At 61.4% G+C, this 21,401-nt stretch carries 21 protein-coding genes; 6 read left to right on the top strand and 15 right to left on the bottom strand.

All coding sequences use genetic code 11. The features are described 5' to 3' along the window. Nucleotides 1–6: 6 nt before the first annotated feature. From cyoE to priA, 9 genes are all read right to left on the bottom strand, one after another. The gene (gene cyoE / locus ACILSL_RS11415) at nucleotides 7–933 is read right to left on the bottom strand and encodes a heme o synthase (protein ID WP_395732158.1); all 927 of its coding nucleotides are present in this window, start codon (nucleotides 931–933) and stop codon (nucleotides 7–9) included. Between the two features lie 44 nt (nucleotides 934–977). Then, nucleotides 978–1,400, bottom strand: coding sequence for a PIN domain-containing protein (locus ACILSL_RS11410; RefSeq protein ID WP_395732157.1), 423 nt, complete (start codon nucleotides 1,398–1,400; stop codon nucleotides 978–980). Beyond that, nucleotides 1,397–1,630 carry a hypothetical protein gene (locus ACILSL_RS11405; protein ID WP_395732156.1) on the bottom strand — a complete coding sequence of 78 codons (234 nt, stop codon included), beginning with the start codon at nucleotides 1,628–1,630 and terminating at the stop codon, nucleotides 1,397–1,399. The genes ACILSL_RS11410 and ACILSL_RS11405 overlap by 4 nt, the downstream gene beginning before the upstream one ends. Nucleotides 1,631–1,655: 25 nt before the next feature. After that, nucleotides 1,656–2,804 carry a molecular chaperone DnaJ gene (dnaJ, locus tag ACILSL_RS11400; protein ID WP_395732155.1) on the bottom strand — a complete coding sequence of 383 codons (1,149 nt, stop codon included), beginning with the start codon at nucleotides 2,802–2,804 and terminating at the stop codon, nucleotides 1,656–1,658. 18 nt (nucleotides 2,805–2,822) lie between these two features. Then, nucleotides 2,823–3,383 (bottom strand): nucleotide exchange factor GrpE, encoded by a 561-nt coding sequence (locus ACILSL_RS11395; RefSeq protein ID WP_395732154.1) that lies wholly within the window; start codon nucleotides 3,381–3,383, stop codon nucleotides 2,823–2,825. Between the two features lie 30 nt (nucleotides 3,384–3,413). Then, nucleotides 3,414–4,862, bottom strand: a complete 1,449-nt coding sequence (locus ACILSL_RS11390) for a GAF domain-containing SpoIIE family protein phosphatase (RefSeq protein WP_395732153.1) — start codon at nucleotides 4,860–4,862, stop codon at nucleotides 3,414–3,416. Nucleotides 4,863–4,898: 36 nt separating this feature from the next. Next, a complete protein-coding gene (locus tag ACILSL_RS11385; protein WP_395732152.1) occupies nucleotides 4,899–5,435 on the bottom strand; it encodes an STAS domain-containing protein in 537 nt (178 codons plus the stop codon). An 11-nt stretch (nucleotides 5,436–5,446) separates the two neighbouring features. Further along, nucleotides 5,447–5,941: a hypothetical protein gene (locus ACILSL_RS11380; RefSeq protein ID WP_395732151.1), complete on the bottom strand. Its 495-nt coding sequence runs from the start codon at nucleotides 5,939–5,941 to the stop codon at nucleotides 5,447–5,449. A gap of 74 nt (nucleotides 5,942–6,015) precedes the next feature. Then, nucleotides 6,016–8,349, bottom strand: coding sequence for a primosomal protein N' (gene priA, locus ACILSL_RS11375; protein ID WP_395732150.1), 2,334 nt, complete (start codon nucleotides 8,347–8,349; stop codon nucleotides 6,016–6,018). Between the two features lie 106 nt (nucleotides 8,350–8,455). Between priA and cdaA the strand changes: the two genes are divergently transcribed. Genes cdaA through bioD form a run of 5 tightly spaced genes read left to right on the top strand, consistent with a single transcriptional unit; the run spans nucleotide 8,456 to nucleotide 11,755 of the window. After that, nucleotides 8,456–9,262 (top strand): diadenylate cyclase CdaA, encoded by an 807-nt coding sequence (gene cdaA, locus ACILSL_RS11370; RefSeq protein ID WP_395732149.1) that lies wholly within the window; start codon nucleotides 8,456–8,458, stop codon nucleotides 9,260–9,262. Continuing rightward, complete coding sequence (locus ACILSL_RS11365; protein WP_395732148.1) at nucleotides 9,240–9,551, top strand: hypothetical protein; 312 nt, start codon at nucleotides 9,240–9,242, stop codon at nucleotides 9,549–9,551. The genes cdaA and ACILSL_RS11365 overlap by 23 nt, the downstream gene beginning before the upstream one ends. A gap of 34 nt (nucleotides 9,552–9,585) precedes the next feature. Beyond that, nucleotides 9,586–10,947, top strand: coding sequence for a phosphoglucosamine mutase (gene glmM, locus ACILSL_RS11360; RefSeq protein ID WP_395732147.1), 1,362 nt, complete (start codon nucleotides 9,586–9,588; stop codon nucleotides 10,945–10,947). 12 nt (nucleotides 10,948–10,959) lie between these two features. Next, entirely contained in the window at nucleotides 10,960–11,130 is a 171-nt protein-coding gene (locus tag ACILSL_RS11355) for a hypothetical protein (RefSeq protein ID WP_395732146.1), read from the top strand. A gap of 1 nt (nucleotide 11,131) precedes the next feature. Further along, nucleotides 11,132–11,755, top strand: coding sequence for a dethiobiotin synthase (bioD, locus tag ACILSL_RS11350; protein ID WP_395732145.1), 624 nt, complete (start codon nucleotides 11,132–11,134; stop codon nucleotides 11,753–11,755). A 25-nt stretch (nucleotides 11,756–11,780) separates the two neighbouring features. Here the strand turns inward: bioD and ACILSL_RS11345 are convergent, their stop codons facing one another. Together ACILSL_RS11345 and ACILSL_RS11340 are read right to left on the bottom strand one after the other, a co-directional pair. Next, nucleotides 11,781–12,395 carry a phosphatase PAP2 family protein gene (locus ACILSL_RS11345; RefSeq protein ID WP_395732144.1) on the bottom strand — a complete coding sequence of 205 codons (615 nt, stop codon included), beginning with the start codon at nucleotides 12,393–12,395 and terminating at the stop codon, nucleotides 11,781–11,783. Further along, the gene (locus ACILSL_RS11340) at nucleotides 12,392–13,927 is read right to left on the bottom strand and encodes an ArnT family glycosyltransferase (protein WP_395732143.1); all 1,536 of its coding nucleotides are present in this window, start codon (nucleotides 13,925–13,927) and stop codon (nucleotides 12,392–12,394) included. Before ACILSL_RS11340 ends, ACILSL_RS11345 begins: the two co-directional genes overlap by 4 nt. Before the next feature lie 112 nt (nucleotides 13,928–14,039). Here ACILSL_RS11340 and ACILSL_RS11335 point away from each other — a divergent pair, with 112 nt between their 5' ends. Then, nucleotides 14,040–15,263, top strand: coding sequence for a bifunctional folylpolyglutamate synthase/dihydrofolate synthase (locus ACILSL_RS11335; RefSeq protein WP_395732142.1), 1,224 nt, complete (start codon nucleotides 14,040–14,042; stop codon nucleotides 15,261–15,263). 60 nt (nucleotides 15,264–15,323) lie between these two features. Here ACILSL_RS11335 and ACILSL_RS11330 read toward each other — a convergent pair whose 3' ends face one another. Genes ACILSL_RS11330 through ACILSL_RS11315 form a run of 4 tightly spaced genes read right to left on the bottom strand, consistent with a single transcriptional unit; the run spans nucleotide 15,324 to nucleotide 21,385 of the window. Continuing rightward, the gene (locus ACILSL_RS11330) at nucleotides 15,324–16,148 is read right to left on the bottom strand and encodes an NYN domain-containing protein (RefSeq protein ID WP_395732141.1); all 825 of its coding nucleotides are present in this window, start codon (nucleotides 16,146–16,148) and stop codon (nucleotides 15,324–15,326) included. 49 nt (nucleotides 16,149–16,197) lie between these two features. Next, nucleotides 16,198–17,400, bottom strand: coding sequence for a Wadjet anti-phage system protein JetD domain-containing protein (locus ACILSL_RS11325; protein ID WP_395732140.1), 1,203 nt, complete (start codon nucleotides 17,398–17,400; stop codon nucleotides 16,198–16,200). After that, nucleotides 17,397–20,735: an SbcC/MukB-like Walker B domain-containing protein gene (locus tag ACILSL_RS11320; protein ID WP_395732139.1), complete on the bottom strand. Its 3,339-nt coding sequence runs from the start codon at nucleotides 20,733–20,735 to the stop codon at nucleotides 17,397–17,399. The genes ACILSL_RS11325 and ACILSL_RS11320 overlap by 4 nt, the downstream gene beginning before the upstream one ends. Further along, on the bottom strand, nucleotides 20,732–21,385 hold the full coding sequence (locus ACILSL_RS11315; protein WP_395732138.1) for a DUF4194 domain-containing protein: 654 nt from the start codon (nucleotides 21,383–21,385) through the stop codon (nucleotides 20,732–20,734). Before ACILSL_RS11315 ends, ACILSL_RS11320 begins: the two co-directional genes overlap by 4 nt. Nucleotides 21,386–21,401 lie beyond the last annotated feature (16 nt).

Genomic DNA, 21,401 nt, shown 5'->3' with positions numbered 1-21,401 from the left:
GTGGGGTTACGCGTGCTTCCAGGCGAGAATGGATACGGTCAGAATGCCCGGGAGGTACATCAGCGTGCAGAAGAAAAGCTTGCGAGCCGTGGCGCGTTCCGGCTGGCGGTTGAAGCGCAGGGCGAGAACGCAGAGCCAGCCGCTGAGCAGCAGGGCCGGAGGGAGGAACCACCAGGCGTAGGCGGCACCGGCGTAAACGGGGTAGAACATGAGCAGCACGGTGCTCACGGCGTAGGCGAGGGCGTGCTGCGAGGTGCGCGCGCCCTGTTCATCGTCATTGGCGAGCATGACGAAGCCGCCTTTGCGGTACTCGTCGCGGTACATCCAGTTGATGGCGAGGAAGTGCGGAAGCTGCCAGAGGAAGAGCAGGAGGAAGAGGTAGATGGCACCGGGCTCGATCATGAGCTCCCAGCGGAAATGCGGAGCGGTACCTGCAGGCAGGGGGCCGGCGGCGCCCGCCCAGCCGATGAGGGGTGGCAGAGCGCCGGAGACCGCGCCGACGAGGGTGTTGGTGGCGCTTTGACGCTTGAGCGGGGTGTAGATGAAGAGGTATACCGCGAGGGTAAGCGCGGTGAGTGCCGCAGCCTCCATGTTCACCTGGATGGTGAGATGGATGAGCGCCCAGGCGCTGAGGAGCCAGCCGATGCCGAATGCCGCCGAGGGGCTGACGCGCCCGGAGGGCAGGGGGCGGTCCAACGTGCGCTGCATGCGCGAGTCGGGCTCGATTTCCATGAGCTGGTTGAACACGGCCGCGCCGAAGGCAGCGAGGGTGCTGCCGATGATGGTGTGAAAGAGCAGCCAGAAATCGAAGCCTTTGGGCGCACGCAGCCAGAAACCCACGAAGGTCGTGACGATGACGAGCGCGCTAAGGCGGAATTTCGTCAGGGTCAGCAGGTCGCGGGTGGTCATGGATTTGGGGGCTGATTCGATCATGTGAAGGGATGGCGTCGTCGCAAGCCACATGTCCCTTGGATGGTTTAAATGAGGGGTGGTGAGTAAAACTTTGTGAAGCCCTTTTTGCGCAGGCCGACTTCCAACTCCCGGTCGCTGGTCCACAAATCGCCGTTGAGTTCCAAGGTCAGAGCGACATAGGCCACATCATTTTCGTCCACATCCCTGCACATTCGCCAGGCTTCGGTCCAACTGCCGATACTGACAGCGTCTTCATCAAAGAAACGAATGTGCTCCAGCAGTGTGTGAAGAAGCGCCAGCAGCTCGGGTTCGTTCAAACCAGTGGCCTTGGCGATACGCTCCTTGTGTTTGAACAGCTCCACCAACACATACTTCGGACAGTAAAATTCTGTCTCAGGCTGCGAGGCAAAAACACGCCGCAGGTTGTGATTCGCAGCGATCAGTTCGGAAAAGATGCGGTTTGCATCAATGACGACGCTCCGGCTCATTCCTCGCCAATGCTGCGCAGGATGCGCTCGCGGTTTTTGCTCCACCAGCCTGTGTCCACTTCATCGGCCAGAGCTTTGGCATCTCTTTCCGTGAAGCGGCTTTGGCGTGCGGTCCATTCGGCCTTGAGGAAGGAAATGAAGCTCTCCCGTTCCTGGGTGGGGACGGCGGATTCGGGAAACGTGATCACGACACGTCCGTCAGCAGTGAGGGCATCCAGTGTGGCAGTCATTGGCGGAGTCTAATCCTCAAGTCAGCTAACGGAAGAATTTTTTCGCCTTCTCGAAGAAGCTTTCCTCCAGGGGGGAGGTTTGTTCACCGAGGGATTTGGCGAATTCGTCGAGTTTGCCGCGTTGTTCGGCGTTGAGTTTGGTCGGCACGGCGATTTGGACGTGGACGTAGAGATCGCCGAAACGGTCTTCACCGAGGATTTTCATGCCTTTGCCGCGGAGGCGGAAGGTGGTGCCGTTTTGGGTGCCGGCGGGCACTTTGACGGAAGCCTTGGCCTCCATGGTGGGGACGGTGAGTTCGCCACCGAGAGCGGCGGTGCCAAAGGAAAGCGGGATGTCGCAGTGGAGGTCGTTGCCTTCGCGCTCGAAGATCTCGTGCGCTCTGACCTGGACGACGATGTAGAGATCGCCAGGAGGGCCGTTTTTCACGCCGAGATCCCCGTTGCCGGTGGAGCGGAGGCGGGAGCCGTCCTCGATGCCTGCCGGCACTTTGACGCGGACTTTGGTGCGTTCCTTGGAGCGTCCGGTGCCGCTGCAGGTGCGGCAGGGATCGCTGATCATTTCGCCGCTGCCGCTGCAATCCGGGCAGGTTTGCTGGATCTGGAAGAAGCCGCGTGAACTGATGACCTGGCCGACGCCGCCGCAGGTGCGGCAGGTTTTTTTACCGCCGCCGCTGGCCGAGCCGGAGCCGGAGCAGGTTTTGCATGAGGCGCTGCGCTCGTACTCGATCTCGCGCTCCACGCCATGGGCGGCGTCTTCGAGGGAGATTTCCATACCGTAGCGCAGGTCGCTGCCGCGTTGAGGGCCGTCACGACGACGACCGCCGCCACCACCACCGCCGCCGCCAAAGAACTGCTCAAAAATGCCGCCGCCACCGCCGCCGCCGAAGACTTCACGGAAAATGTCGAAGGGATCGTGACCACCGGCGGACGGGCCGCCCATGCCACCCGCGAAAGCAGCATGGCCGTAGCGGTCGTAAGCCGCGCGTTTTTGTTCGTCGCTGAGGACGTCGTAGGCTTCGCCCACTTCCTTGAATTTACCTTCGGCCGACTTGTCGTCCGGATTTTTGTCGGGGTGAAACTTCACCGCGAGCTTGCGGTAGGCTTTCTTCAACTCCTCGGCGGAGACGTCGCGGGAGACGCCAAGGACTTCGTAATAATCGCGTTTATCGGCCATAGCTGGGTAGAAAGAGGGTTACGCCTCTGCAGGGGGCGTTGGACCACTGGAAACGATGACGCTGGCGGCACGCAGGAGGCGGTCCTTGAGCTTGTAGCCACGACGGGTGACGCGGATGACGGTGCCTTCGGGGACGCTGGGGCTGGCTTCCTGGGCGACGGCCTCGTGAAGGTTGGGGTCAAAGACTTTGCCCTGAGCTTCAACTTCCTGCACGCCGCTTTCACGGAGGAAGTCCTGCAACTGACGGCTGACCATGCTCATGCCCATGAAAATCATGGACTTCTCAGATTCAGCGCGGGCGGCCTCGAGACCCATGTCGAAATTATCGAGGATGGGGAAGAGGGCGCGCAGGAGATCGCCATTGGCGTAGGCGCGGGTTTCCTGGGCCTCACGGGCGGAGCGTTTGCGGAAGTTGTCCAGCTCCGCCTGGCTGCGGTAGGCCATGTCTTTCCAGCGCTCGGCTTCCTGGGTCAGAGCGGTGATGGGGTCAAGCGGTGCTGCCTCCTCCACTGAAGCTGCGGCTTCAGGATTGGGGATTTCAGGTGCTTGCTGGGTCGTATCGGGACTCGGCTCGGTCATAGGTTTTCGCGGTGATTTGGGGGGCCGCGACTATGCCGTCTTCTGGATAGCAATCAAGGTGATGTCGTCATGGGAGCGCCGCCCCTTCAAAAAGTGCTCCAAATCCAGAATGATGCCGCCGATGACGGCTTTGGGGCCGTTGGGGGCATGTTTGGCGAGCTCTTCCTCCACGCGCTCCTCGCCGAATTCGATGCCTTTGGGGTCCATGGCCTCGTTGACGCCGTCGGTGTAGAGCAGGAGGCAGTCGCCGATCTGCATTTCGAAGGTGGTGTCCTTGGTGACGCGCTCAAAGACTGCGCCTTTGTCAATGCCGACGCCGAGGCCGGGGGGGTGGATGGTCTCGACCTTGCCGGTGGCTTTGCGCCAGAGCAGCGCGGCATTGTGACCTGCGCGCGAGAGGGTGAGGTTGGAGCCGTCCTGCTCGACCACGACGTAGGACATGGTGATGAACATGTCCTCGCGGATGTCAGGGGCGATCTGGCGATTGACGGCGGCGAGGACGGTGCTGGGGGAGGCGGAGCCGGAGGCATTGGCGCGCATGAGGGTGCGGCACATGACCGTGATCATGGCGGCACCGAGGCCTTTGCCTGAAACATCGGCAATGACGGCACCAAACCGACCGTCGGGCAGATTGAAATAATCAAAATAGTCACCGCTGAGGGTGCGGGCGGGGATGTTTTTGCCGGCGATGATGAAGCCCGGGACCTGGGGGTCGCGATCTGGCAGGAGCACCTTTTGGATCTGGCTGGCGTTTTGGAGTTCCTGCTGATCCATGCGGTTCTTGGCCGCCTCCTGATGAGACATGGCATTGGCCAGGGCGAAGGCAGACTGCTCAATGAGCGAATTGAAGACCTCGAAGTCGTTGGCGTTGTAGCTGCGACCTTCTTTGGGAGAGGTGACGGCCAGAACACCGAGCCTGCGAACCCCAAAGCTGAGGGGGCCGATCATGGCGGTGACATGCTGCTGGGAGGGCACCAAGTGCTGGCCAAGGCGTTTATCCTTGCCGAGATCTGGCAGCAATTCGGTTTCCTGCTGCATGAAAACACCGCCGAGCAGGCCTGACTTCACGGTTTCTGCATGCATGCGCAAGGTGCTGAGGAGAGTGGCTGAATTCTCCTTCATCTGCTGCCGCACGCGCTCTGGCAGGCTGATGAGCGGGGCGCAAAAGTCGGAGTAATACCGTGGCACGAGCTGCTGCGAAGCTTCATCGTAGAGGTAGAGGGCGCCGCCGGTGCTCTGGGTCACCCGGATGGCTCCCTCAACAATCAAGCGGTACATGGAGGCCTGCTGGTCATCGCGCCAGATGGCCTCGCCGAGATCGTGCAGGTAGTGAAACATGCGGCGTTCTTCGGCCACGATGGCCTCTTCCTCGGCCCGGAGCGCCACGATGGCGTGCTTTTGCTGACGTGCGATTTTTGCCAGCATTACCAGTCCCGCCGTCATCAGCAGTACGATCAGGACGAGAAGAGCGATGATCATGGGTGTGGGAGGCGGCCCGGCTCATCCGGGGGGCACCTAGGCAGGAACAGCAGATGTGCCAGCCTCCAGCTCTTTTTCCAAAAATTCGATCACATCGTGAAAACGGCTTTCGTTGGCGTCGCTGACATCAGCCAGGGCCTGATGAGCGGAGAGCACGTGCTGGGTCTGCACTTCTTTGCATTCGGCGGTGGATTCGCCGCAGTGCTGCAGAGCGTCGCAGGCTTCCTTGCGTTCGGCTTCCCAGAGCTTGCCGTCACGGTCCAGCTCCAAGATGTGGTCCAAGCCGAGGCTGGTGAGCAGCTGGAGATTGCGCTGGTTGGCGTTTACGACGCTCAAAGAGCCGCCGCCGGATTCGCGGAGATTCAGGGCGGCACCGGTCAGCATGCCGAGAAAGGTGGAGTCCATCATGGGGCAGCGCTCGAGATCGACGACGAGATTGCGCATGCCCTGAGAAACCACGCGCTGGAGAGCCTTCTTGGCCTGCAGGCTGTTTTGAAAGGTGCCTCGTCCGTCCACCCTCATCCAGAAAACTCGGCCGATGGTGCCAACAAGAATATGAGTGGGAGGAGTCATGCGTTGCAGAGTTAGTTCCAGAGCGCGGATTGCTGGCTGACCAGCTCTTCCTTGCCGCGCAAAATGCTAATGCGCCATGCGATTACCCGGCCACTTTTTTGGTATTCTGGGCCGACGACCTGGAATTTGGAAACGTTGCTGCGATGAATATCTTCGACGACCTGCTCTTGAACACGTTTGCTGAGGCCTGACTTCGCCTGCTGGTATTCGAACTTGATCGTTACCGGACCGGTGCGGTCCGTGGTCTTCCAGAAAAACGCGTAGTAGTGGCCGAAGCGGTCCACGATGTCCTTTTTTGTCACCGCGCCGTAAATGAAGTGCTGGCGCTCAAACAGAATGGTCGGGTTCGTCGTCTGTGGCGTGAAGAACGGCATCAGGTGGTAGTACTTCACCTTGGAGATCTGGCCGCCCGGACCTTTCGTCGTGCTCGAACAGGCAGAAAGCGCAAAGGCCAGGATGGCTAGACATCCGAGGCGGAGGCAGGAGGTGCGTTTCTCTGTCGTCATGTAGGGGGGCAATATTGAATCGGGACGCTTGATGTCAACGTTCCCTTCGATTCTTCGAATCGACAAAGGATAATTTACAAAAGTGACACGGGATCGACATCCCACGTCACAATGACGTCCTGGGGGAGGGTGGTGGCCTGCAGGACCTGCTGGATGTGGCGGCAGAGGGGGCGGATTTTGGCCGCCCGGAGCAGGAGCTGGTAACGAAACTGCCCGTGCGCCTTCGCCATGGCACAGGGGGCGGGCTCACCCATGAGAACGTCTTCTGAGAGGCTCTCCAGGAGGCGCTTGTGCAGCGTTTGCAGGGCAAATTCGGCCATGGCCTGGTGTTTTCCCCGGCTCGCAAGAATGACCACGTGGGTGTACGGCGGGTAATGAAAGGCGCGGCGCTGCTCCAATTCCTGCTGGGCGAAGCCCTCGAAGTCGTTGTGACGGGAAAACTGCACCGCCGGGCTGTGCGGCGCGTGGGTTTGTACCACGACCTCTCCTTTGACCTCGCCACGTCCGGCGCGGCCGGCGACCTGAACGAGTAGCTGAAGGGTGCGCTCCGCCGCGCGGAAATCTGGCAGATTGAGGGCGAGATCGGCATTCAGGACTCCGACGAGCGTGACATTGGGGAAATCGAGGCCCTTGGCGATCATCTGGGTGCCGATGATGAGATCGAGTTTCTGAGCGCGGAAATCGCGGAGGAGATCGCGGAGCTGGTTTTTGCGCTGGATGGTGTCCGTATCCACACGGGCGATGCGAGCGTGAGGGAAGACTTCGCGCACCACGGTTTCGACGCGTTCCGTGCCATAACCGGCGAATTTGAGGCCCGGCTCCTGGCAGGAGGGGCATTTCGAGGGCGGCAGCCGCCGCGAACCGCAGACGTGACAGACGAGGCGGTTCTCATGCTTGTGCAGGGTCATGGGGATGCTGCAATCCTGGCACTGTACGGTCTCACCACAGGCCAGACAGGCGAGGGAGGTGTTGAAACCACGACGGTTCAGAAACAGGATGGTCTGCTCCTTTTTCTCCAGGCGTGCGGTGATCGCAGCGCGGAGCTTTTCAGAGAGGATGCCGGTATTCGCCACGCTGGTGCCGGTGCCTTTGCGCCGTTCCATGCGCATATCGACGATGCGGATCAGCGGGAGTGTGCGCCCGTCTGTCCGCTGGAGCATCTTCAACAACTCGTACTTGCCGCTCGTGGCATTTTCGAAGGATTCAAGGCTCGGCGTGGCGCTGCCGAGAAGAACGACGCATTTTTCGATGCTGCCACGTACCACGGCGACATCCCGTGCATGGTAGCGGGGCTTTTCGTCCTGCTTGAATGAAGGCTCGTGCTCCTCGTCCACGATGATGATGCCGAGGCGTTCCAGTGGGGCAAAAATCGCGCTGCGGGCACCGATCACGATGTCGGCCCGGTCTTCGTGAATCTTGTACCACTCGTCGTGGCGTTCGCCGTCGCTCAGATGGCTGTGAAGGACGGCGATGCGATCGCTGCGATCGGAGAAGCGGGCCTTGAAGCGTTCGATGGTCTGAGGAGTCAGCGCGATTTCCGGCACCAGGACGAGTGCGGTGCCGCCACGCTCCAGCACACGGGCGATGGCCTGGAGATAGACTTCGGTCTTGCCGCTGCCGGTGATGCCATGCAGCAGGATGGGCTTGGTCTGCTCGGTGGAGTCGATGGCTGCGGCGACGCGGGTGTAGGCAGCCTGCTGTTCCTCGGTGAATGTCAGCGCCTGGCTGGGCAGGAAGGCCTCGTCGTGGAACGGATCGCGTTCCACGCGGACTTCGCTGCGGGTGATCCAGCCTGCCTTGATCAGGGGGGTGAGAATGGAGGCGGCGCGGGGTACGTCCTTGCGGATCTGACTGAGAGTGGCTTCGCCTTTGCAACTGCGCAGGATGTCGAGCACGCGCGCCTGCATGGGCGCCTTGTGCCGGAGCTTTTCGAATTCGTCCGGAGCAGGTTCGCGCAGCAGTTTGAGATGGCTGTCCATCACGAAGCTGCCCGGTTTGTCCCGCACCGCCTGCGGGAGCATGGTGCGCAGCACGGTGTGGACGGAGACGAGGTAGTACTCCGCGATCCAGCGTGCAAGTTTGAGCAGTCCGGGGGTGAACATGGGCCGCTTGGCCACGATGGAGGAGATCTCCTTGAGCCGGCCGCGATGAGGTGACTCATTCAGCAGTTCGAGCACCACGGCATTCATCCGCCGGTTTTGCAGGGGGACCATGACGCGCGAGCCGACGACGATCCCGCCTGCAAGGTTCTCCGGAATGGCGTAGTCGAGCTCCATGGCGGCGGCACCTTCCAGCTGCACGCGGGCAATTGGCACGGCCGCCTGTGGAGCGGGCGTCTCAACCACAGGCGCGCCAAACAGATCGCTCTGTTTTGGCGTGGGGGCGGCGCTGGGGCTGGTGCGTGGCATGCGGGGTGCATCCTAGCCGCCGTGAATCACAGGCCAAAACGATTCTTCTTTTGAGAAACAAATCACCCCGTGCGATAGTTTCACAGAGCAGGACGGAGCGAACGGCATGTGGAACTTTCTGACAGAGCACTGGCGCGACGGCGTGGAGATTTTGATCCTCGCCGCCCTGGCGTATCATGGGTATCTGTTTTTCCGTGCCACGCGTGGCGCACGCATTCTGACGGGGCTGCTGGTGCTGCTGCTGAGCCTGGCCTTGATCTCGCTGCTGCTGGAGCTGTCCGTCATCAGCAGCCTGCTGCAACGTTTCTCGGTCTTCCTGGCGATCGCGCTGGTCATTATCTTTCAGCCGGAGCTGCGCCGAGTGCTGGCGGAGCTGGGGAGCAGCCGTATTTTTTCCTTCAACCGGCCGGATCCCGAGGTGCTGGATGTGCTCATGGAGGCGATGCAGCAGCTGTCGTCACGCCGCTGCGGGGCGCTGTTTGCGCTGAAGCGCGGCATTGATCTCAAACCCTATGCGGAGTCGGGCGTGGAACTGGATGCGGTCATTTCGAATGAACTGGTCACCACGATTTTCCAGCCCAAGACATCGCTGCATGATGGCGGTGCCATCATTGACCAGGGCCGCATCTCAGCCGCAGGCTGTGTTTTTCCGGTGAGTCAGCGTGATATTCAGGACCGTGCCATCGGCCTGCGACATCGGGCCGGCATGGGCATCTCGGAGGAGACGGACGCGATCGCGCTGGTCGTCTCCGAGGAGACCGGGGCGCTCTCGCTGTGTTTTCAGGGCAGGCTGGAGCATGATCTGGAGCCGATGAAACTGCGCCAGCGCATCAATGAAATTCTCAACGAAGGTGCAGCGGCAGGATCAGAATCCGCAACGGAGGGCAGTCATGAACTGGGGAAATCAGCTTAAAGAATTGATCATGCGCAACTGGCGGGAGAAGATCATCTCCCTGGTGCTGGCCTTTTTGTTCTGGTTCATGATCAAGGCGCAGGACGCCCGCAACATGCCGTCTTATTCGATGCCGCCGCCCGCGAGGATTCCCGTGCCGACTTCACCCGCGCCTTCGCAGCTCACGCCGGTGATTCCAGCGCCGGTGCAGCTCCCCTCAGAACTGGAGCCCATGCTTTCCCCGCCGAATGCATCGATTCCGCCTGCGCGCGTGCCAGGGACGGCCGCGAGTGGCAGCGCCGGGCTTTGACACTCTGGAAGTCCTGCGCTAGAAGCGCCGTCCTATGTCTGAAAAGCGCCAGTTCTTCGGCACCGACGGCGTCCGTGCCGTGGCCAATCGTCACCCAATGACCCCTGAGTTTGTCATGCGCCTCGCGCAGGCAGCTGCCGTCGTGCTCGGCGGCAAACCGGAGGGCGGTGAACGCCCCAAAGCCGTGCTGGGACGCGATACGCGTGCATCTGGCGAAATGCTGGAGTCCGCGCTGGCGGCGGGTCTGAATTCCGCAGGGGTGGATGTCATCCTGGTGGGGCAGGTGCCCACGCCGGCGGTGGCCATGCTCAGCTCCCAGCTCGGCGCGAACTTTGGGGTGATCGTTTCGGCCTCTCACAATCCTTTCAAGGACAACGGCATCAAATTCGTGCACGGGGACGGCCACAAGCTCAATGACAAGACGGAGATCGCGATTGAGCGGTTGGTGCTTGGCAATGAAGACACGCCACGTCCGGAAGGCCGGGGCATTGGCCGCATCACCAAGCTGGCGGACGGCGTGGACCGTTACGTGGCGCATGCGGTTGCCTCGATGGGGGGTGTCCGCCTCGATGGCATGCGTGTCGCGCTGGACAACGCGCATGGCGCTTCGTCATTCACCAGCGCGCTTGCTTTGGAGCAGCTCGGGGCAGACGTGCAGGTGTACCACTCCGAACCGGATGGCTTTAACATCAACGAAGCATGCGGCTGCACGCACGCGGATGAGATCGAGCGCATCGTGCGCCAGTGCCAGGCGCAGGCAGGCATCGCGCATGATGGCGATGCGGACCGGAGCGCGCTGTGCGATGAGGAAGCCATCGCCCTCGATGGTGACGAGCTCATGGCGATCGCCGCCGAATCCATGCTGCGCAAAGGCACGCTGAAGCAGAACACGCTGGCCGTCACGGTGATGAGCAACTACGGGCTGGACGACTTGGTTTCGCGTCTCGGCGGGCGTGTCATCCGCACGGGTGTGGGTGATCGCTATGTGCTCGAAGAAATGCGCGCACGCGGACTGAACTTCGGCGGCGAGCAGAGCGGCCACATCATCTTTGGCGACTGGGCCACGACCGGGGACGGCCTGGTCGCGGGTCTGCAGATCCTGCGCATCATGAAGGAAACGGGCGAGCCGCTGAGCGAGCTGCGCAAGTGCCTCAAAAAATTCCCGCAGTGCTCGCGCAACCTGCGCGTGCGCACGAAGCCACCCATCGAGCAGCTTGTCGAGGCTGACAAGATCATCAAGGAGACGGAAAAGAAGCTTGGTGACTACGGCCGTGTGCTGCTGCGCTACTCGGGTACGGAATCGCTCATCCGTCTGCTGGTTGAAGGACGGGATGTGGAATACCTCGAAGCGCAGGCGGACAAGATTGCGTCGGCAGTGCTTGCGCAGATCGGCTAAAATTGTCCCGGAATGAAAAACCAGTTCGAACCGGCCTTGGCTGTGGGAGCCTGCATCATCATCGGATGTGGTGTGATAGCCATGGCTTTTGGCACAGTTTCAGGACTGATTGGGGCATTTCTTGCCATCGCTTTTGGCGGGTGGTTGCTCAAGCAGGCATGGGAGATCGCAAACAAAGAGTAAAGTGAGCCACTATTTTATCACCGGAACCGACACGGACGCAGGCAAGACTTACGTCACCTGTCTGCTGCTCGAAGCTTTGAAGCGCAGCGGGAAAACCGTGGCCGGATTCAAGCCTTTTGTGTGTGGGTCGCGTGATGATGCGATTCATCTGGCGAATGCGGGCAGCGAAGGGCTGAGCGTCGAGGACGTCAATCCGGTGTGGTTCAAGGTGCCTGCCGCACCCTACGCCGCTGCATTGATGGAAAATCGGCGCGTTGAACTGAACGAGGTGATTGCTGGCTTTCAGGGACTGGCGCAGCGGCACGAACACGTCCTCGTTGAGGGAGCCGGGGGGTGGGAGGTGCCGCTCAATGAGTTTTCGACGATGGCCGATTTTGCGCAGCGGCTGGCGCTGCCGGTGATCGTGGTGGTGAACAACAAGCTCGGCTGCCTCAACCACACGATTCTGACCGTGCGCAACATCCAGGCCCGCGGCCTCACGTGTGCCGGCATCATTTTGAACTACGTCCAGGGAGAGCGCGATGCTGCGAGCATCAGCAACCGCATGGTGCTGGAACATTTTTTGGATGTGCCGGTGCTCGCCGAAATCATGCATGGCGAGACGGAAATCGAATGGCCGTTGTAAAAGACTGAAGAGGGAATTTCAGCTGCTATCCCTGCTTTTCCAAGCCCTGAGCCAGCGCCCGTCTGGCCACGGCCACCACGCCCAGGCCGACCAAGACACCGATGGCCATCGAGGGCGGGATGTCGCCGGGCCAGTGGGCGCCGCAGTAAACGCGTGAATAGCCGACGGCTGCTGCCAGCAGATACATGAACAGACCGGCGCGGCGGTAGAAGCAGGCGATGACCGTGGCGGCAGCGAACATGTTGACGGTGTGGCTGGAGGGAAAGGATTTGCCAGTGGTGGCGCCGCTCGGCTCGCTGGGTTTGACCACGGGTTTTTCGAACAAACGCATGAAGGCGGGTGATGCGGTGCCGAGATCGCGCACGATGACCTCGGGTCTGGCATCGCGGGGGCGCACGCGGCCGATGGATTTTTTCAGGGTGTTGGAGATCACGCCGTCGCCGAGGCCGATGGCGATGCCGAGACAGAGCAGCATGATGCGAGCGCGTTTGCCGCCACGCCATGCGGTGAGGAGCACGGCAGCGATGATGAGCGGCAGCCAGGCCTCGATGGCGGAGAGGGCGGGCATCAGCCAGTCGAGCACCGGATGAGACCACGCGGTGTTGATTTGATGCAGCAGGCTGAGATCCCAGGCGTTCATTTTGTGGGCACCGGCTTCCAGCTTTTCAGATGGTGTCCGAGATAGACACTGAACTCGCGCACTTCCTTCCCCAGCGGGACGCGGATGCTGCCACGGAATTCGAGTTTTTCGAAGGCGTTGGTGAAGAGGGCGTTTTGCAAAAGGGCTGGAACGGGGCCGGGTTCGAGAATCAGGGCATCGTCGCCGATGCGTTCTTCGGGTCCGGGCCAGATTTCATACTGGGACTGCACCGAGTCGCTGGGCTCCCAGCGATAAAGACGCGGATGCGAGGGCATGTAGAAGGCCATCTCCGCGGCGTGGTAGCGATGGCCGAGGGCCATGACGAAGGTGTTCTTGGGTCTTGGCACCTGATCGAGGAACTTCTGGGCCTCGATGCCTGCTTCATTCCAGCCGCGCAGGCTGGCGAGCTTGTCGATGCCTTTCAGCTCGGTGGTGAAGATGATGACGAGAGCGAGATGCACGATGAGGACCAAGGCACCGCCGACCCGCAGGGACCAGCGCTCCCAGCCGGGATGCAGTTTGAAAGGAGTGACTCCCCGCAGCCATGCCGCCGCCAAAATGAACGCGGGCACAAAGAAGGCGGCAGGCCAGTTTGGATTGATGCGCTGACGTAACGAGAGCAGGGCAAAACAGGCCAGCGCGGGAGCTGAGGCGAGCATGAGGAACAGCAGCGGACGCGAGAGATTTTTCCGCTGTTTTACCGCCGCGATCATGGCGGCCACCAACGCGACAAACGTCACCGGTGTGTAGATGAGCGCCTGCAGGCCGACGTTTTCCAACGTACGGCCGATCCATTTGCCAAAGCTGCGAGTCTCCCCGTCAAAATGATGCTTGGTATGCTCCAGGGTGATCCAGGCATGGTTCTGATTCCACTGCAGCACAGGAATGATGAAGGCCATGCCGCAGAGGATGGCGAGCCACATGCGGGGATTGCGCAGCAGCGCGCGATCTTCACGGGAAACAGCGGCGAAGAGAAGCATGAGCGCCGGGAAGGCGAGCATCATCTGCTTGCTCAGGGTGCCGACGCCGATGACGAGAGCGAGGGCCAGCCAGCGGGTGTTGCACGCTGGTTTTTGCGCGGCATACCAGAACAGCAGCAGGCCGAGCGTCCAGCACAGGAGAAGGGGAGCATCAATGGTGAACAGGAGGTTCAGCCCGGCATTGGCAATGGTCAGAAGCACGAGCACGGAGGCAAGAAAGGCCGTGCGTGCATCAAACAGCACCAGAGCGATGCGGTGGATGATGACCAGTGTGGCGGTGCCCAGCAGCAGTGCCGCAAAGCGGATGCCCCACTCGGCATTGCCCGTGAGCGCGCCGATGATGCCCATCATCCAGCCGATCATGGGCGGCTTGCTGTAGTAGCACCAGTCCGGCCTGCGGCCCCAGTCCCAGTAGTAGGCCTCGTCTCCCGCGAGATCCGCCCCATGCACAAAAAGCAGCATCACGCCGATGCGCGCGATGAAGACGGCGGCCAGCAGCCACCAGAAGCGTTTAATCCAGGTCGAGGAATCAGAAGCGGGAGTCAAAGACATTCAAGGGCATGATAGCCGAGAGTGACGGGTGGGAAATGGGAAACCCATCTGCGGATCTTGTTTCTTGGCAGCTTGCACCCCTGCTGCGGCGCAGGCACCGTGCGCCCCAGGAATGATCAACGACACGGCGAAACAAGAAATCGAATGGCTCTACAGCACGCAGTTCTACGGCATCAAGCTGGGGCTGGACAATGTGCAGCGGCTGCTGCGGGAACTGGGGCTGCCTGCGGCGGGGCAGCGGTTCATCCACGTGGCCGGTACGAATGGCAAGGGCTCGACGTGTGCTTTCATGCATTCGATTTTGCGGGAGGCTGGTATCAATGCGGGGCTTTTCACGTCGCCGCACTTGATTCACTTTGGTGAGCGGATTCGTGATGCGGAGCGGATGATCACGCCGGAGGAAATCGCGGGAGGCATCCGCCGCCTGAGAGAGCGCGTGGCGGGGTGGGAGCCGCACCCGACGTTTTTTGAGCTCACGCTGGCCCTGGCCCTGGAGTGGTTTGCGCAGCGTGGCAATCCGTGGGTGGTTCTTGAGACGGGCCTTGGCGGGCGGCTGGATGCGACGAATGCGGTAACACCTGCGGTGAGTGTCATTACTCCGATCGGATGGGATCACATGGACATGCTGGGTGACACGCTGGCGAAGATTGCTGCGGAAAAGGCGGGCATCATCAAGCCGGGGGTGCCGGTGGTGACGATGACGCAGGATGCTGAGGTGCTGGATGTGATCAAGCGCACGGCTGCCGAGCGTGAAGCGCCTCTCATAATTGTCGAAACGCCTTGGACTGGGGAAACGGGACTCGCGGGTCCGCATCAGCGGTGGAATGCGTCCATGGCTGTGGCGGCATTGAGAGCTGCCGGATTTGATTTCGATGCGGAGGTGACCAGGCGTGGGCTGCGCGAGGTGCAATGGCCTGCGCGATTTCAAAAAGCGGGCGGCTGCATTATTGACGGCGCGCATAACATTGATGCTGCGCGTGTGCTGGCGCAAACCTGGAGGGAGCAGTTTCCGAACGAGAAGGCGGATATCATTTTTGGTGCTGTGGCAGGCAAGGACACCGCTGCGGTACTGCGTGAGCTGGCACCCATCGCGGCTTGCTGGCATTTCACGGGATTTGAGTCGCCGCGTGCGCTGACTCCGGAGGCGCTGCGGGAGATGTGGGATGGGCTGGGACTTGAGGCCCGAGCTGTGACCACGCATGCGCGAGTCGCTGATGCTTTGAAGACGGTGAACCTGGAGGGGCGGGTGCTGATTGCGGGATCGCTTTATCTGGCGGGCGAAGCGCTGGCGCTGTTGGAGAACAAGGCGGAGGCGTTTGAGAAAAGTGCACAGTGAGGTGCGGCGACGCTCATGGATTGCGGTGGCGCTGATCGACGGGCAAGAGTGCCCATCGTACTATTCTTCGGAGGCTGAGACTTTGATGCGGTAGCCGTTTTCGTTTTTCTCGAGCTTCATGAGGCCGCGATCTGCGGCTGCTTCCAGCAGGGCGCTGAAGGTGCTGAAGCCGTAGAAGCGTTCATCGAACTGCGGCTGGCGACGGCGTATGGCTTGTTTCACAGGGCCGGCCCAGACGGTGTCGCTGCCGCTGCGTCCGAGCATGGCTTCGACGGTTTCCACGACGAGCTGGATCGCCTTTTCGGGATCGCCGCCGGGTTTGCGTTCCTGGGTGGTGGTGGCGGCTGGTTTGGCAGCAGCAGGGGCGGGCTTGGCGCGGGCGAGGCGCTTCTTGGTCTTTTCTTCTTCGCGCACGAGGTCGTCGTAGAAGATGAATTCGTCGCAGTTGTCGATGAAAAGGCCGCTGGTGCTCTGCTTCACACCGACGCCGATGACGGTCTTGTTGTTCTCGCGCAGCTTGCTCACCAGCGGTGAGAAATCGGAGTCGCCGCTGACGATGGCAAAGGTGTCCACGTGGGGCTTGGTGTAGCAGAGATCGAGCGCATCCACGACCATGCGGATGTCTGCCGAGTTTTTGCCGCTCTGGCGAACGTGGGGGATTTCGATGAGTTCAAAGGAGGCCTCGTGCATGGCGGCCTTGAAGCTTTTGTAGCGGTCCCAGTCGCAGTAGGCTTTCTTGACGACAGTGCTGCCTTTCAGCAGGAGTCGGTCGAGGACCTTGCTCATGTCAAACTTGTCATACTGCGCGTCCTTCACGCCGATGGCCAGGTTTTCGAAGTCGCAGAAAACGGCGATAGTGTGGGTGCGGTCGGGGTGGGCTGCCATGATGGCAGAGCGTCTGCCCTCAGAGGCTCCGGGTCAACTGGCGTTGCAGTCACATGACTGCATAAAACGGCCATTCATTTAATGATGGACGTCCGAGGGCTTCCTGCTCGAAGCCGCCTCTGGTGCCGGATTTTTGCATGGCGCGCAAAGAAGCATGGCAGTCTGCCATGCGAGCGTCTGTGAGAAGGCGGTCGATGATCTGGAGGTCGCGCTGGGTCAGAGGTGCTGCCTGGGCGGAAGGCCGCCATGACATGTGGAAAGGTTGCACGGAAGCGCTGCGAATTTCGCGCAGTTTGCGCAGGATGTCCCAGCCGCTGGGGTCGGTGTCGCCGAAATGGTGGTGGGGTAGAGAGGGTGGCAGTTTTTGCAGCAGGAGCTTCACCGCCTGCGTGGGAAAGGAGGTGGCGACGATCAGGGTGCTGCGGTGCTCATCCGCACGCGCGAGCTGGAGGAAGGTCGTTTTGCGGTTCTCGACCGTGAGGAGGCGCCGGGCGGTGGTGGTGATGTGCGTGGTTTGTTCGAGTTCCGCGACGGAAAGAGCTGCCTCGTAGCGCAGATCAAGCGGCTTGGAGTGGTCGGCGAAATGCAGAACCAGCGGGCCGCAGTAATGCAGGGTGCTGTTGCTGGTTTGAATCCCGACTGCTTCCAGCGGTGTCTCGCGTCCGAAGAGTGTTTCCAAGGCGCGTTCGAGGTAGCTTTGCCGGGATTCGAGATGTTTGGAGTCGTAACCGAGATGTGTGCTTGCATCACGAATCAGCGTGCCGGCGGGCCATTCGCGGCTGGTGATTTGGAAGAGCAGGGTCAGCAGTTCATTCACGCGGATTGGCTCCAGCCAGCGGAAGGGTTCGAGAACTCCTGGGATGTTGAATGAGGACTCCAACCGGAGGCATAGTTCACTCCATGCTTCGGGTATGAGTGGATGTGTTTTGAGTGACCATGCCGTCACTATCTCAAGAGCGTGCTGCTGTGTGGCTGCGCCGGGTTGGGTGCCGAACTGTTGGTGCAGCCAGGCTTCCGATTCCAATGGGACGATGATCTTGTCGATGAAGCGTGGGTTTCGCTTGCGAGGGGGCAGTTGAAATTTGGCAAGCTGCCGGGCCTCGCGCAGGGCGGCTTGTTGATCTTCCGCTGAACGGATGCCGGCATCTTCAAGCAGCTGTTCCCAATCGCGACGAAACGGCTGCACCGATGCTGTCACGCGCCGTTTTCTGGCGGCCATCCAGTCCTTGTGCAACTGGGCGAGCCATTTCATTCCATCAGTTCTGCAAGACGTGCGCCTTCGACGCGAACGACCCAGTTTTCGATGTTTTGGATCTGCTCGCTGGTTTCATCGTAGGTGCGCTCCACGCGGCATTGCACGACGGTGTCGGCATGCTGGAACATGGTGGGCAGGCGGTCCTCGGGGAAGGCCATGATGAGCTGGAGGCCGAAGTTCCGGGCCATGGCGAGGCAGTCGTCGATGCGGTCGCCGCTGAGCTTGCTAAAGGCTTCATCCATGACAACGAGGCCGAGGTTTTGCGGATCGTCACGGCGGCCGAGGTCATAGACGCGGCGGAAGGCGGCGAGGGTGGCGACGAAGAAGGGGGCCTGGTTTTCGCCACCGCTTTGCTTCTTGGCGCTTTTGTTCAAGCTGATGGCGGCGGCATCGCCCCGACCGGCGGGTTTGGCCTCGATGTCCCAGTGGTGGTAGTAACGGTAGTCCAAGGCGCGCTGGTGGCGCTTGTCTTCGGGATTGTCGGCAGCGTCGATGGCGGCCATGAGCTCGTTCTTGGCGCGTTCGATGTCTTCGCGGCCGGCGGCGTTGAAGAGCTCCATTTCGGAGCCGCTGGGCAGGCCTTTTTCGACGAGGGTCCAGATGGCGGTGTGCGCCTTGTCGGCACGGCTGGTAAGCTGGTAGCGCCAGCCGCCGATCTCGTGGTCCATGGCGCGGTTCAGTTCGCGCTTGGTGCGGTCGGCTTCGCTGAGTTTTTCACGAAGCACATCGAGAACCTGGTGCTGCAGGCGGTCCTCCCACTCGCGTTTGGCTTCGAGCGCGGCGGTCTTGTAGCGCTCCAGTTCGTGGGTTTCGAGATCTTCGCGGCGCTTGTCGTAGGCCTCGTTGTCCTCGGCTTCAGCATCGAGGGCATCGCTGAGATCGGCGTGAGCGGAGACGAGTTCCTGGCGCTGCACATCGCGCAGGCGGCGGGCTTCCAGGGCATGCGTGTCGAGCTGGATGGCCAGTGCGGCGGCCATCTCGATGGATTTGCGCCAGGAGGTGGATTTCTGGCGCTCGGCATTGATGCGCGTGTTGATTTCATCGTCTGATGAACCACGAACGAGAGTGCGCGAGGCCTGACGGGCGATGCGGGTCTGCTCCTCCTGGAAGATGTCTTCGCTGATGGATTCTTCGAGACGGGCCTTGTCGAGTTCGAAGGCGGTGATGGCGGACTTGAGGCTGCCGATGCGCTCGTGAATGCCTTCCAGCGAGGCGTTTTCCACGCGGAGGTTTTCCATGGCCTTCACGTTGTCCGGCGTGGCCAGCAGATCCCAGGTGGCCTGAAGCTCGCCGAGTTCTTTGCGGAATTTAGGCAGCAGTGGCACTTCGTCCGCGCCATCGGGCACGCTGAAGCGATCGAGACGCCACTCCATGCCGCGATTGACGAAGGCGCGGAGGTCATCGCGATCCTGGCGCACTTCTTCAATGACGGCGTCGGTTTCGCGGAGTTCGTTTTCACGGATGTCACGCAGGCGGCGCAGGCCTTCTTCGCCGAGGGTGAGTTCTTTTTCCGGCGTGAGGCGCACGCGGCGTGGCGGGTCTTTCAGCCAGCCGTCGAGTGACAAGGCGCGTTCGTGCTTGTCGAGCTGCGAGGCTTTGTTCACGGCGACGATGCCGCCGAGGAGGTGATCGAGTACTTTGCCAGCCACGGGGTGCTGGGTTTCCAGCATCTCACGAAGGGAACCTTTCTCGACCTTGGCGGTGGTTTTGGCGGCCTCCTCGGGATGGATGAGAAGCTCGTTCGGGCTGAGTGTCTGCTGCGCCTGATCCCAGGCGGCGCGGAAGTCATCGGGAATGACGGCGCGGCGGTTTGTGCCGAGCACGGTCTCAAGCAGCGGCCACCATTTTTCAGCCGTGGGTTTCACTTCCACGACACGGCCCAGTGCGACGGCTTTCTGGCCACGAGACAGCAGAGCGTTGAGAAGAGGAGAAGGGGATGCCTGGCCTTCGCGGAGCTGCGTGAGGTCTTTGTGCAGCGCGGACTTGCGCATTTCGTGCTCAGCCAGACGAGCCTCGACGGGGCGGAGCTGCTCCATGGCTTCGTCGCGGAGCTTGATGAAGGCATGGGAGGAATCACGCGCGGCAGTGAGGGCTTTGCTCTCGTCCTTGCTCTGCATGCCGGAGATGGCGGCGGAGGCGTCGTTGGTGTCTTGCAGGCCCAGACGGGCGGCATGAAGCGTCCAGTCTTGCCAGTGGCGCAGATGCGAGCGGATCTGGTCATGCAGACTTGAGGCGGCTGCTTCGAGGCGCGTGATCTCTTTGGAGACTTCGCGTCGGCGGCGGTCGTTTTCCTCCATGCGCACGGCTTTGTCACCGAGGGCGGCGCGGGCGGCCTCGACCGAGCGGCGCAGGCGGTCGCGCTCTTCGAGCGTCTGCTCGTGCGTTTTGCGATTGTCCTCGTAGTCTGCTTGTTTTTCGTCGAGCTCGGCACGGCTGCGCTGGAGATTTTCCAGCGCTTCCTCGTGCTTCAAGGCATCGCTGAGGTGCGTGTAGAGGGCGGATTCGCGCTTGGAGTTGATCCAGTCCTGATGATGCGTGGAGATGCGTTTCAGACGCTCGAGCTGATCGTGCATTTTCTCCAGCCGTTCCTGGGCACGGCGGTGGGCATCCACGCTGGCTTTCACGGCTTTCACATCCGGCATGCCGGGTTCGAGGAGGAACTCGCGCACGAATTTTTCGAAGTTGCTCTCCGGCTCAAAGGCCATCGCGCGCGGAAGGGTCTTGCCCATCTGCTCGGGATCGAAGCCGAGGTGGCTGCGCATGGCCATCTCATCGAGGTAGGCTTTCTGGCGGTCCCACACGTCGCCGTCGAGCTCGCGTTTCACGCGGGTGCGGAACTCGTCCTCTTGCAGGAACTGCATCGCCTGGGGTCCGGCTTCGCTGTTGAGGAAATCCTGCCAGGCGAGGCGGCGGCCAGCGCAGAACCAGATGGTTGAGGGCTTGGCGGTGGGGCTTTCGTACTCGATGCGCGCACCCCAGGTCTCGCGCCGCGGTTCTTCTTCGCCAGGTTGCAGAGGCCAGGTGAACTCCAGTGCGGCGAGGGTGACGCTGCTGGGGCGCAGGTAGCGCTCATTGCCATCACGGCCGGTGGTGTTGGTGTCGCAGAGGCAGTAGCCGCGCAGACTGCGCCCGCTGCCCGCACCTGCGGCGGCTTTGTTGAACTTGCTCTGCTGTTCGCCCAGCATGACAAACTGAATGAGGTCGAGCAGGGCGCTTTTGCCGCTGCCGTTGGCACCCGTGATGAGCGAGAGGCCGGAAACATCGACGATCTGACGGTAGCCGTACCAGTTGACCGCGAGAATGCGGCTCAGGGTGATGCGCGACTGGCTCATGCGAGCACCTCCTCAGTGGCGCTGCCGTCTTTGGGCGGCTGAAATGTTTCTGCGCGTGCCTGCCATGCGGCAATGTCATCAAAGGGGATCACACGGGAGAGGCTGGGCAGGATCTCGATCTGCATTTCTCCGGCCTGGGTCATGCCCTCGGGCTTGAGCGTGCGAACGAGACGGTGGCGGCGCAGGCGTACGAGGCAGGACTCGATCTGGGATTTTTCCGGGGTGGCGACCTTGTCGAAGTACACTTTTAGCGCTGCCCAGAGCTGATCCACGGTGACGATGACGGCCTCCTGGCTGCCGGTGCTGATTTCGTCATCGTACAAGCGCCACAGCGCGAGGAGCACCAAGGTCTCGTCCTTGTCAAAACGAGCGAGCAGCAGGCAGGACTCCGTGCGCGGGCGGGCCTGCAGCAGCGAATGGTCTTCATCGACAATCAGCTCCAGCGCCAGAGGGGCGAGGTAGTCCTCGATGTGGGTGCGATAATGATCGCGGGCCAGCAGGTAAAGCTCGCGCCCGCTGCCCTCGTCTCCAAGCAGGACGCCACGACCCAGCAGCTCTGCCAGCACCTCACGCAGCGCGGCTCGGTCAGCATCCGGCACATCACTCCAGAAGGAGCGGGGCCAGAGAGGATCGGAGGTGGAGGAGGACATGGGGCGCGGATGATGG

Origin of the sequence: Prosthecobacter sp., assembly GCF_044222345.1 — a bacterium.
Taxonomy (GTDB): domain Bacteria; phylum Verrucomicrobiota; class Verrucomicrobiia; order Verrucomicrobiales; family Verrucomicrobiaceae; genus Prosthecobacter.
The sequence above is the reverse complement of the archived record's forward strand: the minus strand, read 5'-3'. Positions and strand labels throughout refer to the sequence as shown.